At 47.6% G+C, this 15,116-nt stretch carries 11 protein-coding genes and 1 other RNA gene; 10 read left to right on the forward strand and 2 right to left on the reverse strand.

Annotated elements, in window-relative coordinates; genetic code table 11:
* Positions 1–304: 304 nt before the first annotated feature.
* Entirely contained in the window at positions 305–889 is a 585-nt protein-coding gene (locus PG862_RS13045) for a TetR/AcrR family transcriptional regulator (protein ID WP_270707665.1), read from the reverse strand.
* A gap of 410 nt (positions 890–1,299) precedes the next feature.
* Here PG862_RS13045 and PG862_RS13050 point away from each other — a divergent pair, with 410 nt between their 5' ends.
* From PG862_RS13050 to PG862_RS13065, 4 genes are read left to right on the forward strand one after another with little or no spacing between them, the layout of a single operon-like run.
* On the forward strand, positions 1,300–1,932 hold the full coding sequence (locus PG862_RS13050) for a cytidylate kinase-like family protein (protein ID WP_118468738.1): 633 nt from the start codon (positions 1,300–1,302) through the stop codon (positions 1,930–1,932).
* Between the two features lie 25 nt (positions 1,933–1,957).
* Complete coding sequence (locus tag PG862_RS13055; RefSeq protein ID WP_270707666.1) at positions 1,958–2,926, forward strand: cell surface protein; 969 nt, start codon at positions 1,958–1,960, stop codon at positions 2,924–2,926.
* Positions 2,927–2,961: 35 nt separating this feature from the next.
* Positions 2,962–5,403 (forward strand): efflux RND transporter permease subunit, encoded by a 2,442-nt coding sequence (locus tag PG862_RS13060; protein ID WP_270707667.1) that lies wholly within the window; start codon positions 2,962–2,964, stop codon positions 5,401–5,403.
* A complete protein-coding gene (locus tag PG862_RS13065; RefSeq protein ID WP_270707668.1) occupies positions 5,387–8,017 on the forward strand; it encodes a prolipoprotein diacylglyceryl transferase in 2,631 nt (876 codons plus the stop codon). The genes PG862_RS13060 and PG862_RS13065 overlap by 17 nt, the downstream gene beginning before the upstream one ends.
* Positions 8,018–8,091: 74 nt before the next feature.
* Here the strand turns inward: PG862_RS13065 and ssrA are convergent.
* Positions 8,092–8,432, reverse strand: a transfer-messenger RNA (tmRNA) gene (gene ssrA / locus PG862_RS13070).
* A gap of 471 nt (positions 8,433–8,903) precedes the next feature.
* Between ssrA and thrS the strand changes: the two genes are divergently transcribed.
* The 6 genes from thrS (at position 8,904) to PG862_RS13100 (ending at position 15,020) form a co-directional block, all read left to right on the forward strand.
* On the forward strand, positions 8,904–10,841 hold the full coding sequence (thrS, locus tag PG862_RS13075) for a threonine--tRNA ligase (RefSeq protein WP_270707669.1): 1,938 nt from the start codon (positions 8,904–8,906) through the stop codon (positions 10,839–10,841).
* A 355-nt stretch (positions 10,842–11,196) separates the two neighbouring features.
* A complete protein-coding gene (locus PG862_RS13080) occupies positions 11,197–11,511 on the forward strand; it encodes a DUF1540 domain-containing protein (RefSeq protein ID WP_107000017.1) in 315 nt (104 codons plus the stop codon).
* A gap of 498 nt (positions 11,512–12,009) precedes the next feature.
* Complete coding sequence (gene infC, locus PG862_RS13085) at positions 12,010–12,504, forward strand: translation initiation factor IF-3 (protein WP_107000016.1); 495 nt, start codon at positions 12,010–12,012, stop codon at positions 12,502–12,504.
* A gap of 37 nt (positions 12,505–12,541) precedes the next feature.
* Complete coding sequence (rpmI, locus tag PG862_RS13090; protein WP_022358435.1) at positions 12,542–12,739, forward strand: 50S ribosomal protein L35; 198 nt, start codon at positions 12,542–12,544, stop codon at positions 12,737–12,739.
* 31 nt (positions 12,740–12,770) lie between these two features.
* Complete coding sequence (gene rplT / locus PG862_RS13095; protein WP_270707671.1) at positions 12,771–13,127, forward strand: 50S ribosomal protein L20; 357 nt, start codon at positions 12,771–12,773, stop codon at positions 13,125–13,127.
* Between the two features lie 399 nt (positions 13,128–13,526).
* On the forward strand, positions 13,527–15,020 hold the full coding sequence (locus tag PG862_RS13100) for an oxaloacetate decarboxylase subunit alpha (protein ID WP_022358437.1): 1,494 nt from the start codon (positions 13,527–13,529) through the stop codon (positions 15,018–15,020).
* The last annotated feature ends 96 nt before the right edge of the window (positions 15,021–15,116 follow it).

Below are 15,116 nucleotides of genomic sequence, written 5' to 3' on the forward strand. Positions count from 1 at the left end.
ATGGCAGTTTCAAACCCGCGCCAGGGCGATGGACAAATATATATGAAAACCAATCGTGCCGGGAAACGTTCAGCACTGAATCACCAGCCTGTTAAAGCAGGCGGAAATGTGCTGCCAGACAGCCCGATTCACACTCAAAAAGACCCTGCGGCAGACCAACAGTCTGGTACGCATGGTTGGAATTCATAGTTTGATTTTGCCCATCGCGACGACTTCGCCCGTTGCTGTCACAACTGTCCATGTGGTTCTCCTTTCTGAATTTTTAAAAATTGCAGTTTTATTAAAGCACGGAATTTCGTGAAAGTCAAGCCGGATTTTCCAGCACTCGGATGCCTTTTAAGATAAAGTCCTCTGTCAAGATTGCCATCTGTTCTGTGGATTCCTTCATGCCGCTTTCGATCCAGTACTGAACGGTACCGACACAGCCGGAAACGATAAAGGCGGAAAATGCCGCGAGCGTATCCGGATCGCTGGAACATTTGAGATCCAGCCAGCCTTTTAAACATTTATCGCTGACAATGCGTTTCAGGCGGTTGACAAAATTCAGATCACCGTTTTCTCCTATTAAGATAGAAACAATCTCTGCATTTTCCTGTACAAGAGGAAATAGTTCTGAGAGTGCGAGGAAAGGGCGCGCTACCAGTTCGGGAACGGGATGGTGCGTCAGGACAGACTCAACCTCCTCGATCAGTTCATTTTTGATCTGATCCATCAGGTCAAAGACATCTTTATAATGAAGATAAAAGGTGCCGCGGTTGATGTCAGCCATCTCGGCGAGTTCGCGCACCGTGATATCCTGAATTTTTTTTTCTTTGAGGAGGCGGGTTAAGCATTCTTTTAACTGGCGTCTCGTCTTTCGTACACGCCGGTCGAGTATTTCTTCTTTCATAGTGACTTCCTTTCTGAACGTTTCCAGACGGGGAAACGCCGTATGACTGTGTATCGGAGGCTGTGGATGAAGGGAGTGTTAAAAATAAGTAAAAATGGGCACACCAGATACAAAAAACAAACATAATGTGATGAAATGTTGATTAAAATACAACTGACGTAAAAATGATTATTGTATTCATTCGAACAACTTAGTATAATGCATTATAGTTCAAAAATGAACAAATGTCAATTAAACAGACATGAGTTGTATATGCTCTATTTTAGATGTAACTGTTCACTGCGAAGAAGTCTTTTGTATGGAACGTTTCACAGACGGCAGGAGTGGCTGACAATCGTGAAAGGAACGGCTATGAGAACCTGCAGCATATGCGAAAGCAAAAGGAAATAGATACGAAGGTGGAATCTGGTATGAAAAATTTTGTCATTACAATCGGAAGAGAGTTTGGAAGCGGCGGCCATAATCTGGGGAAGTCTCTGGCAAAGGAACTGGGAATTCCCTGTTATGACCGCCATCTGATAGAGGAAGCAGCGGTGTGCGGCGGATTTAAGATGGAGGAACTGGAAGAGGCGGACGAGATGAAGGCGAACCGTTTTCTTTTTAAGGTTCCGGCCAAGTGCAATCCGTTTACCGGTTATGGAAAGCCGATGAATGATACCTTGTTTGTCGTGCAGTCCCAGTTGATCCGGGAGTATGCGAAGAAAGGTCCATGCATTATCGTGGGACGCTGCGCTGACAAGATCCTGGAGGAGACAGAAGGGCTTATTTCTCTATTTATATATGCCCCGATGGAGGCGCGCGTGAAGGAGATTATGCGGCGTTACGAGACAGATGAAAAAGAAGCTGAATACCTGATCAAACAAGCGGATAAAATACGGAAAAATTATTATAATTTTTATGCAAAAAAGACATGGGCGGATAAAGCAAGTTATAATATGCTGATTGACAGCAGCCGGATCTCGGAAAAGGAGCTGGCGGCGATGCTTCGGGCACTTTTAACGGCACGGGGGGTGGAACTGGAAACAGATGGATCCGATCAATAAGCATAAAGAAGAGTGAGGACAGCGTATGAAGGACAGAAGTTTGTGGATGAAGAAGGAAGAAAAACGGACGGCGCCGGGGTTAAAAAGGGCGCTGAAAGCGGTTCTGGGACATAAGATAGTACGGCTGGCAGGAATTGCAGGAGTAAGTCTCCTTTTCTCAGCGTCTGCCGCCCAGACAGTGCTTGCGGATGATGCGGGTGTCTGGCAGCCGGTGGAGAATGGTTATTATCTGGTGGGAATGGACGGTTCTTACCTGACGGGTTGGCAGCAGATGGGCGGAAAATGGTACCTGCTCGGAGCAGACAGTTTGATGAAAACGGGCTGGGAGCAGGAAAATGGAACCTGGTATTATCTGCAAGGGGACGGCGCGATGGCGACCGGCTGGCAGAATATCGACGGAAAATACTATTTCCTGAAAGACAGCGGCGCGATGGAGGGAACGACCTTCACAAAGGATGAGACGCAGTATACGATCAACGCGGACGGCAGCCTGGCGAACGCCAAAAAGAAGAAAAACACGGGCGGCGGCGCGTACACGCTGGCATTTCTGGATGCAGATACCCAGGCGATGGCGGACAGCTTAAATGAGCTGAAGGCGGACGCGTTTGACGGGGATGAGGAAGAAGATTACTATGACGATGACAAAAAAGATTACGATAAAGATGCCAGCTTTATTTTAAATGGAAAATTACAGCAGATCGCCGAACACCGTCTGGCGATGGCACGCAGTAAGGGCTATGGAAGCAGCCGGATCCCGGATGAAGGCACACTTGATGATTACCTCAAATCCATCGGGGAAAGCACTGCGAGACGTCATACGGAGATTTACCTCATCAACTGTGATGATGTGACGCAGGCAGAAGAAAAGCTTCTGCGTAATCACGACAGCGACGAGAAAAAGCGCGTGGACCGGGTGATTTATTATAAGGAAATGGGTGTTGCACATCAGCAGGTCGGCGATAAGCATTATTATATGATTATTTTGATGCGGTAAGGATCGCAATCATTGTATGACAGGAGCAAGCAGGCATGAAACTGAAATTTTTACATAAACGCAAAGAAGAAAAACAGACGGAAAAAGAAGCCTTCTCCCTGCCGAAATTCATCATTGAGCGGAGCAGGGCGATCGAGATTGTCTTTCTGGTTCTGGTGCTGATATCAGCGCTCATGGCGCCGTTTGTCGAGATCAACTATGATCTGACGGAATACCTGCCGTCGACCGTCCAGTCCAAACAGGGACTGGACCTGATGGAAGAGAAATTCGGCTACCCCGGCACGGGGCGCATCATGATTGATGATGTTTCGCTTTATGAGGCGAAAGCCTACAAGGATAAAATAGAGGCGTTGGACGGAGTCGATCAGGTCATGTGGCTCGATACATCGACCAGCGTATACGCGGCGGACGCATTTATCAACTTTAATAGTGTTGATGAGTATTACAAGGATAATACGGCGGTTATGGATATTGTTTTTGTAAACGGCGACACGGATAAGAGGACGTCCCAGACGATCGATGAGATCAAGGACATTCTCGGAGACAAGGGACATTACGTCGGCATGGCGGTTCAGAATAAATCGCTGCAGGAAAATGTTTCGAGCGAGATGAAGCTGATTATGACGCTGGCGGTCGTGGTTATTTTCCTGATTCTGACCGTGACGACGAACTCCTGGTTTGAACCGGTGCTGTATCTGACGGTCATGGGCGTGGCGATCGTCCTGAACAAAGGAACGAACCTGTTTATCGGGCGGATATCCTTTTTGACGAACAGTGTGTCGGCGGTCCTGCAGCTCGCCTGCTCGATGGATTATTCGATTTTCTTAAGCCACGCGTTTGCGAGGGAAAAGGCAAAGGGACTGGATCAGATGACCGCGTTAAGCAACGCGATCAATGAGGCATTAAACTCTATTTTCGCCAGCAGCCTGACGACGATCGTCGGATTTATCGTTCTGTGTTTTATGAAGTTTAATATCGGATTTGATATGGGACTCGTGCTGGCAAAAGGTATTGTCCTGAGTCTTCTGACAGTGGTGTTTTTCATGCCGGCGATGATTCTGCGTATGACGCCGATGATTGAGAAAACATCCCATCGTTCGTTCCTGCCGTCGTTTGATAAGCTCAGCCACGGTATCTACAACAGCCGCCGCATTGTGCTGATTCTGATTGCGGTGCTGGTGATCCCGGCATACACGGCGCAGAGCATGAACGATTTCCTCTACGGAAATGACGCGGTCGGCGCCAGCGAGGGAACGACGGTATATGAGGATGATGAGCTGATTACAGCGAAATTCGGACGAAGCAATATGATGATGGCAATCGTGCCGGATACTTCTTTTATCAAGGAAAAACAGTTCACGGATGAGCTGGAAGACCTGCCGTACATGAAGAGTGTAACGTCCTTGTCCGGGCAGCTCCCGGAGGGCGTACCGGAAGATTTCCTTCCGTACAGCATCACAAGCCAGTTACATAAAAAAGATTATGCGAGAATCCTTATTTACGTTAAGAGTAAGGGCGAGAGCAAGCTGGCGTACCAGTGCTCGGATGAGATCCAGACGATCATGAAGAAATATTATCCGGAAAATTCGTATCTGGTCGGCACAACACCGTCCACACAGGACATCCAGACGACGATCACGAAGGATTACAGCCGTGTCAATGTGATGTCGCTGATCGGCGTATTTGTGGTTGTCATGTGGAGTTTTAAATCACTGATTATTCCGCTCCTTATCATGATTCCGATTGAGGTCGCGATTTTCGTCAATATGGCGGTACCGTACATCGTCGGAGACACGATGATTTTCATTGGTTACATTATCGTAAGCTGTATCCAGCTGGGCGCGACCGTCGATTATGCGATTCTGACGACGAACAATTATCTGGAATGCCGCAAGACGATGGATAAGAAGGAAGCGGCGATAGGGACGCTGAATCTTAGTATTCCGGCGATTCTGACATCCGGTTCGATCCTGACCTGTGCCGGATATATTGTATACAAGGTATCGAGTGTCGCGGCGATCGGCGATCTGGGACATTTGATTGGACGGGGGGCTCTGATTAGTATGCTTTTTGTCTGCTCCCTGATGCCGGCATTTCTGGTATTGTTTGATCATATCCTGATGCAGAACGAATTTGAGAGGATTCATCTGTTTTTCAAAAAACGGCGCGAACGCCGCCATGCCCGTATGAAACGGGCGGCAAGACGCGTGGCTGGTGCCGTGTGGAAAGGGAAAAAGCCGCTGGTGGATTCAGTTACGTCGAAAAGAAAACAATTCGAAGCTGAAACGAAAGCGCTGGAAGATACAGAAATAACAGAGACGGGCGGTCCTCAAGAGAAAACAGATTCCGATGCGGAGGCGCGGGAGAAACACAGAAGAAAGCTCCGGCTACTTGGAAAAGTGAGAGAACGAAGAAAAGACCGGAAACGGAAGATGACAGAAAAAAGGGAGGCTGGAAGCCATGAAGAAGATCATTAGAAGAGGAGCGGCGGCGACGCTGGCAGCGGTTACGCTGGTAACGAGTGCGGCAGTTCCTGTCCGGGCGGCTGCACCAAGGGTTCAGGTAGATGAAACGATGTATGTCAATCTGGACTATTATGGAACGGCAACGCAGATCAATGTGGTCAAAGGCTGTACCACGAATGGATTGACCGAATATACCGATTATGGTACCTATGACAAGGTGGTCAACATGACGGACGACACGGCGCCGGAAATTGGCGATGGAACCGTCACATGGAAACTGCCGGAGAAGAATTCGCGTTTTTATTATCAGTGTACGATGCCGAAAAACAGCGTCGATCTGCCGTGGACGTTTGACGTTTCCTATAAACTTAATGGAGTGGAAGCGGATGCATCCAAACTGGCGGGGGCGTCTGGTCTGGTTGAGGTCAATGTAAAGGCGACCCCGAATGAGAAGGCGAAGGCGTATTATAAAAATAATATGGTGTTGACCGTGCTTGTGCCGGTGGATATGGAGAAATGCTATAGTGTCGATGCGCCGGGGGCGCAGGTGCAGTCGGTTGGAAGCTATCAGGCGGCAATGTTTGCGGCGCTTCCGGGCGAGGACGGCGATTTTACAGTCCGGGTCGGCACGGATAAGTATGAGAATATCGGAGTCATTATGATGATGGTTCCGGGGACCCTGGATGAGCTGAACCGCATCAAGGATCTGAAAGAGGCGAAAGATACCTGGCGCGAGGATGGAAACAAGATGTATGACAGCATGAATGCGCTGTTAAAGACGATGGAATCCATGAAGTCGGATGTTTCCGGCGTGAAGGGCGGTCTGGCAAATCTCGATCAGGCGCGTGGAACCGTCAGTGCTAACCGGAAACAGATCGAGGCGCTCTCGACACAGGCGCTTGCCGATCTGCAGGCGGTCACGGATCAGACGACGGTCATGATTCCGTATTTACAGACGGCGCGCGATGCGGTGACGGATATTAACAGCAACACACAGGCGCTTTCCAATACGATGGAAGATATGCAGGATGAACTGGATCGCCTGTATGACCGCCTGGGAAGTCTGAGCAAATCGCTCCGGTCGGCTTCGGATGAATTAAATAAGGGTCTTGTCAGCCAGCAGACGCAGGATGCGATCGAGAAAGATATTGTCCAGCGGACGGCGGAAGTCCAGAAAATTTTGGAAGAACTCGATAAACTTCTGGGACAGGGAAATACCTCCCTGGCGGTGACAGAACAGGGGATTGGAAGCCTGAATCAGAGTTTAGCCACGTTAGACGGCATGAAGCTGAAACGGATCCGCAAGATGAAGAGTGCGGAGAAGGAAGAGACATCTGTATCGTCGGAGGCGGCATCTGGAAACGGAAATGGTCAGACAGCGGGGGCGGCTGGCAGCGCAGATATCACCGATTCTGCAGGTGCCGCCGATCATGCAAGAACTACGGGTTCTGCAAATACCACGGATGACGCGGAAATGGCAGCAGGCACTTCGGCCTCTGGCTCAGCAGGAACAGAAAGTAAAGATTCGGCTGAACAGGAAGCAGCGGGCGCAGGCACAGCGTCTGGTGCAGTTGGTAACCAGGCGGAAAAAGCGGCTGAATCAGCGACAAAGACGGAAGAGAAGAATCCTGCTTCGACGGCAGACAAGGCAGAGGCGGATTCTGCTAAGAATTCGGGTTCCGCTTCGGAAGACAACTCCTCGGGTCAGGATGCAGAGGTGAATGCATTTGGAACCGAGGTTTCTGCGGGAACCCTGACAGCCGGACCGTCCGGCGAGCCGGGAAGCGGCGGTGTCAATGATGCGAGTTGGGAAGATGAGATTGGCAATGCAGAAGATGATGTAGAGGAGGCACTGGAGTCTCTGTCAGCGACTACTTATTCTGCGGATGCTGCAAGTCTGGTGGAAGAGACGAAGGGCATTTTCCAGAAAGTGGAGCAGGCGCAGAAAACTGCGAAAACGATTGTGAATAAAGTGAATGGTGCATTCAAGACGGCGGGAGATATTACTGGCAAGACGGGTTCGACTTTATCGGCGCTCAGAAGTTCGACCGATGAACTGATTAATTTGCTGGATGATATGCGGGTCCTGATTGACACAACGGATAAATATGTGCCGACGATGCTGGATTCCCTGTCTGATTCGGAAGAACTGATGAACCGGCTGACCAGGGCGCTTTATACCACACATGATATGCTCAGTCTTTTGAATGACACGCTGATTTCGGCAGGTGATTCGCTGGATGCCGGAACCAAGGCAACGCTGCAGGGCATGGAGAAGATTCTTGATAAGAACCTGACCATGATCGATCAGCTTGCGGCGGTTCGGGAAGCGGGGGAAGACATGAAGAGTACGCTCGATGAGCAGATCGATAAGTTTGAGGATGAGAACAACTTCCTGAACATAGATCCGGAGGCGGAGAAGATTTCCTTTACCTCCTCGAAAAATCCGTCCCCGAACAGCGTGCAGATCGTCCTGCGGACCGATGAGATCAGCGATGATGATGAATCAACCGATATCTCCGATCAGGAGGCAGACGGCAGCAGTGAAGAAGGTCCGTTAAAACGGATGTGGAATGTGCTGGTGGCGATCGTGAAGGCGATTATTGAGATATTCCAGAATCGGTAAAAGATGCAGAATAAAAATAGATAAGAAAAAGAACTGCCGCATCAGCAAATGATTTGCTGGGCGGCAGTTCTTTTTAGTGGACCAGACGGGAGTTGAACCCGTGTCCAAAAACCAATTCCCTGTTCTTCTACTATCATAGTCCGTTCTTTGACATTCCCTCTATCCTGCGGAAACGAACATCCTCAGAATTTCAGTAGTTCCTGATACGCCTGACAGTCCGAAACCCGCCTGTCATCGTTTCTCACATATTCGATGCCAGATTCTTAAAGTGTGAGTGCTCTAAGGCTGACAACTGCCAAATTAGGCAGCGTATGCTAATTTGTTGTTAGCGTTTAATTTTAAGTTTGCCATTTAACGCATCGCATGCGGATAGCTTCACCAGCTTCATGATCCCTGTCGAAACCGGTACTGGCCCTTATATTTAGATCCTTATTATCATACCATGAAAGAGGCGGTCTGTCAATGAGGTGGAAACTCAAGCGGAAAAATATCTTGACAAAATAGAAACAGCTGATATAATCAAGACTGTAAATGATGAACCAGAAACGGGTTTATCTATATAAAGAAAGTGTTGAGAAGACCAGTAGGATTGTGGAACTGGACAGAGAACGGCGTCGCAGGAAAAGCCTGAAATAACAGAGGCAGGTGGCTGTGGGTGGAAGCGCCGGACAGGAAAACAAATCTGAATACCAGCTTTGAATGTCCCTTAATCGGGAACGGTGATTCCGTTATCATCAGAATGAAGTGGAGTCGATCCGAACGATCGATTCAATAAGGGTGGAACCGCGATTTATCGTCCCTTAGTCAGAAACATCTGGCTAAGGGACTTTTTTGGTTCTTCTGGTCAGGAAGCTTTTATTATTTCAGAACGAAAAGGAGAAAAAAGATGAAGATCACATTAAAAGATGGCTCTGTCAAAGAATATGCGAGCCCGATGTCCATCATCGACATTGCAAAAGACATCAGCGAAGGCCTGGCGAGAGTGGCATGTCTGGGTGAGGTTGACGGTGAGGAAGAAGATCTCCGTACCGTGATCGACCATGACTGTCAGTTAAATATCCTGACTGCAAAGGATGAGAAAGGTCTGGCAGCTCTGCGCCATACCGCCAGCCATGTAATGGCACAGGCTGTAAAACGCCTTTACCCGGAGACAAAACTTGCGATTGGACCGTCCATCGCAGACGGTTTCTACTATGATGTCGATCCGGCTACCCCTCTGACTGCAGAGGATCTGCCGAAGATCGAGGCAGAGATGAAGAAAATCATCAAAGAAGCACTTCCACTGGAGCGCTTTACTCTGCCGAGAAATGAAGCGATCGAGTTCATGAAGGAGAAAGAGGAGCCGTACAAGGTAGAATTAATCGAGGATCTGCCGGAGGATGCAGAGATCAGCTTCTACCGTCAGGGTAATTTTACTGACTTATGTGCAGGACCTCACATGATGAACACCAAGGGTGTTGGTAAGGCATTTAAGCTGATGAATCTGGCAGGTGCATACTGGAGAGGCAGCGAGAAGAACAAAATGCTGACCCGTATCTATGCGACCGCATTTGCAACCAAAGAGGATCTGGAAGCATACATCACAATGATGGAAGAGGCAAAGAAACGTGACCATCGTAAACTGGGCAAAGAACTTGGCCTGTTCATGATGCACGATGCAGGTCCGGGTTTCCCGTTCTTCCTGCCGAAGGGCATGGTACTGAAAAATACCCTGCTTGATTACTGGAGAGAAATCCATAAAAAAGCTGGTTATGTAGAGATTTCCACTCCGATCATCCTGAATCGCAAGCTCTGGGAGACTTCCGGACACTGGGATCATTACAAAAACAACATGTATACAACTGTGATCGATGAAGAGGATTACGCAATTAAACCAATGAACTGTCCGGGCGGCGTTTTGGTATACGCTTCTGAGCCACGTTCCTACCGTGATCTGCCGCTGCGTATGGGTGAGCTTGGTATCGTTCATCGTCATGAGAAATCTGGTCAGCTTCATGGTCTGATGCGTGTACGCTGTTTCACACAGGATGATGCACATATCTTCATGACACCGGAGCAGATCAAGGACGAGATCAAGGGCGTTGTACACCTGATCAACCAGGTATATTCCCTGTTTGGGTTCAAATATCACGTAGAGCTGTCCACCCGTCCGGAAGACAGCATGGGAAGTGATGAAGATTGGGAGATGGCAACCGAAGGCTTGCGTTCCGCTCTGGAAGAGCTGGGACTGCCGTATGTGGTAAACGAGGGCGATGGCGCATTCTATGGACCGAAGATCGACTTCCATCTGGAAGATTCTATCGGAAGAACCTGGCAGTGTGGTACCATCCAGCTTGACTTCCAGCTTCCACAGCGATTTGAATTAGAGTACACCGGAGCAGACGGCGAGAAACATCGTCCGATCATGATTCACCGTGTTGTATTTGGCTCCATCGAGCGTTTCATCGGTATCTTGATCGAGCACTTCGCAGGTGCATTCCCAACCTGGCTGGCACCGGTACAGGTAAAGATTCTTCCGATCTCTGACAAATACGCAGATTACAGCAAGGAAGTTCTGGACAAGCTGACCGAGGCTGGCATCCGTGCAGAGATGGATACACGTTCCGAGAAGATCGGCTACAAGATCCGCGAGGCACAGACCCAGAAGATCCCGTACATGCTGGTTGTTGGACAGAAAGAGGAGGAAGAGAAGACCGTTTCCGTCCGCAGCCGTTTTGCGGGTGACGAGGGCGCAAGCAGTGTAGAGAGCTTCATCGAGTCCATCCAGAAGGAGATCGAAGAGAAAAACCTGCGTGAGACTGTGAAAGCAGACGAAGCTAAATAATTTTGAAAAATTAAAAAATCAGGCAGACGCATCTGTGAGATAAAATCATGGATGCGTTTGTTTTAGTTTGCACGAATAAATCCAAAAAAGAAGCAGATACTACTCCTGAATCTAAAAACCAGTAACTGTTCACAGGCAGGAATTTTCTGAACTGAAAATTCCGTACGATACAGTTCTGGTTGCGGATTTTGTCGATTTGAAATGCGAAGTATCGGCAAAATCCCGTTACTGGTCATACATGTGTGAACAGCAACGAAAACCATGACACATTGAAAAGTGTATCGCTGAAAAGTTTGACGGCTGGATGCCGGAGGAGACTTTCGGTGATGCATGTCAGAAAACAGGAGGAAAAATCATGACAAAACTGGATTGTAGTGTAACCGGATGTATGCACAATGCGGAAAACTGCTGCTGTAAAAATACCATTCTGGTAGAAGGAAAGACAGCGCAGGATAAATGCGATACCTGCTGCGGCAGCTTCGACGAGAAGAAAGGCGGCACATTCCGCAACCTTTTTAAAACACCGGAGAGCCGTCTCGAAGTAGAGTGCGAGGCAACGAACTGTGTTTATAATACAGACCGCCGGTGCAGTGCGGAACACATCGGAATCACCGGAGGCAATGCGACGGTTTCTATGCAGACGGAATGTTCGAGTTTCCAGAAGCGGTGACTCTGATGCGGTTTTCTTTTTAATTTAAATAGAAGAAAGCCTGCATAAGCATTCGAAATAAAAAATGCCGCCGGATATGGAAAATTCTGTCAGGAAGGAAGCAAAATCGGGCAGAGGTAATGATATCCGGCGGTAGTTTTTAGTATGTCCGTAAATGTATTTGCGTACGTTGCCGTCATTTGCGCAACACGTGAACCATATTTAAAAATCATTTGTAAATCTTCTCAAAAATCTCGAAAAAACCGGTTGACATTCCAAAGAAACCATAGTATACTAACAAAAGTTGTGAGGAAACAACTTTACGAAGACAGGAAAGCAGGTTATCTACCTCACCTCAGCACGAGCAAGTGACTGTGGGTTCATAAATTTGAGAAATTTCCTATATTGGATTTCCTATTATGAGTAAGTGGATGGTCTGTACTGTTCACTTATTTTTTTTGACACTGAATCAACCAAAATCATCACATATCATGGGGGTGCACGACTATTAGCGAGTTAATGATTAACGAACAGATTAGAGACAGAGAGGTTCGTTTGATTGGCGAAAATGGAGAGCAGCTTGGAATCATGTCCGCAAAGGATGCTTACAAGTTAGCGAAAGAAGCGGAATTGGATTTAGTAAAGATTGCTCCGACTGCGAAGCCGCCGGTCTGCAAGATTATCGATTACGGTAAATACAGATACGAGCTTGCAAGAAAAGAAAAAGAAGCTAAGAAGAAACAGAAGGTAATCGAGATCAAGGAAGTTCGTCTTTCCCCGAATATCGATGAAAATGACCTGAATACCAAGATGAACAATGCGAGAAAATTCCTGGAAAAAGGCAATAAAGTAAAGGTTACACTTCGTTTCAGAGGTCGTGAGATGGCACATATGTCAAAGACAAAGTATATCCTTGACGATTTTGCAGAGAAGCTTGCCGATATCGCAGCCGTTGATAAACCGGCAAAAGTAGAAGGAAGAAGTATTGTACTGTTCCTTTCTGCGAAACGCTAGATATAAGGACATAACTATTATTAAGGAGGACTACACCATGCCTAAAATGAAAACAAGCAGAGCAGCTGCTAAACGTTTTAAAACAACCGGAACCGGAAAGTTAGTAAGAAATAAAGCTTACAAATCCCACATCTTAACTAAGAAATCTACAAAGAGAAAAAGAAATCTTAGAAAAGACATCGTTACTGATGCTACAAACAGCAAGGTAATGAAGAAGATTTTACCGTACTTATAAGATTCGAGGATTAAGAAGGAGGAAATAACCGATGGCAAGAGTAAAAGGCGGATTAAACGCTAAAAAGAAACACAATAGAGTATTAAAGCTGGCAAAGGGTTACAGAGGCGCACGTTCCAAACAGTACCGTGTAGCTAAGCAGTCCGTAATGAGAGCTCTTACAAGCTCCTACGCTGGTCGTAAAGAGAGAAAGAGACAGTTCAGACAGCTGTGGATCGCTCGTATCAACGCATCAGCACGTATCAATGGTCTGTCCTACAGCAAGTTCATGTACGGCTTAAAGCAGGCTGGTGTTGAGATGAACCGCAAGATCCTTTCTGACATGGCTATCAACGATGCAGAAGGTTTCGCAAAACTGGCAGAGCTGGCTAAGTCCAAACTTGCGTAAGCAAAGAGCAGTGCGAAAAAAAGAAGCCACACACAGAAGCGTTGTGTTTACACAAAAGCAGCTGTGTGCGGCTTCTTTTTTTCATAGGGCGAATGCCCGACAGCGAGGAAAAACGAAGTTTTTTCGAGCTGCTGCACTGCGGACTAGAAAGAAGTGACCAAGAAATTTTTTTCCTCCAGCCGCCCCCACGCGGCGCAGAGGAAAGCTCCCTGACATCAGCAAAAATCACAACCCACATTTCCACGATATAGAATTTACTTATGAAATTATATTAAAAAAACTATCCAGAAATCGGAAAACTTGTGGTATAATAGATAAAAATATGGCTGTGAATTATTTGATCAGTCAGGTCGCAGATAGTTGACTCATAATAAAAGTGTATTGGGAGGTATCTTTAGAATGGCAAATGAAAAGAAAAAGCCGGTTAAGATCGTGGAAACTGTCCTTCGTGACGCGCACCAGTCTCTGATTGCAACCAGAATGACAACGGAGCAGATGCTTCCGATCATCGGAAAGATGGATGAGGTTGGATACCATGCAGTAGAATGCTGGGGCGGTGCGACATTCGATGCCAGCCTTCGTTTCCTGAAGGAAGATCCGTGGGAGCGCCTTAGAAAGCTGAGAGATGGTTTTAAGAAGACAAAACTTCAGATGCTGTTTCGCGGACAGAATATTCTGGGTTATAACCACTATGCAGATGATGTGGTAGAATATTTCGTACAGAAATCAGTTGCCAATGGTATTGATATTATCCGTATTTTTGACTGTTTAAATGATATCCGCAACCTGGAGACAGCGGTAAAGGCAGCCAACAAAGAAAAAGCACACGCACAGATAGCGCTGAGCTATACACTGGGTGATGCATATACACTGGATTATTGGAAAGACATTGCAAAGAGAATCGAGGATATGGGCGCTGATTCTCTGTGTATCAAGGATATGGCAGGTCTTCTGACCCCGTACAATGCAGAGATCCTTGTGAAAGCACTGAAAGAAGCAGTTGATCTTCCGATTGATATCCATACGCATTACACCTCCGGCGTTGCATCCATGACGTACCTAAAGGCAGTGGAAGCGGGCGCTGACATGATCGATACCGCGATGTCTCCGTTCTCGATGGGAACGAGCCAGCCGGCGACCGAGGTTATGGTTGAGACCTTCAAAGGTACTCCGTATGATACCGGACTGGATCAGGAAAAACTGGCGGAGATCGCAGATTACTTCCGCCCGATGCGTGAGGAAGCGTTAAAGAGTGGTCTGATGAATACCAAGGTTCTGGGCGTTGACATCAATACCCTGCGTTATCAGGTTCCGGGCGGTATGCTTTCCAACCTGGTTTCCCAGCTGAAAGAAGCGCGCGCAGAGGATAAATACTACGATGTTCTGAAAGAGATCCCGAGAGTCCGCAAAGACTTCGGTGAGCCGCCGTTAGTTACTCCGTCTTCCCAGATCGTTGGTACGCAGGCTGTATTAAATGTCCTGATGGGCGAGCGCTACAAGATGTTCACAAAGGAATCCAAGAAACTTCTGATGGGCGAGTTCGGACAGACTGTAAAGCCGTTCGACAAAGAAGTTCAGAAGAAAGCAATCGGCGATGCAAAACCGATCACCTGTCGTCCGGCAGATCTGATCGAGCCGCAGCTTGAGAAGATTGAGGCGGAGATGAAGCAGTGGAAGCAGCAGGATGAGGATGTCCTGACTTATGCACTGTTCCCACAGGTGGCAAAAGAGTTCTTCGAGTCCCGTCCGGCAAAGAAACCGCCGGTTGAGAAACGTGAGATCCTGAAAGCGGCTGCACCGGAAGTAAAGAAAGCACCGGTGTCCACTGAGGAGATGGATGGAAACGGCATCAATACCTGGGCTGGAAGAAAAAGCGAGTCTTACCAGATCTAAGCTAAAAAGAATTTAAGGATTTTGAGCCAAAAGGAGTGCCAGAATCGGTAGAGTGTACCGGGTTGGCACTCCTTTTTATGCTACTATGCATTCAAA

It is taken from the genome of Clostridium fessum (assembly GCF_027698965.1).
In the GTDB taxonomy this organism is placed as follows: domain Bacteria; phylum Bacillota; class Clostridia; order Lachnospirales; family Lachnospiraceae; genus Otoolea; species Otoolea fessa.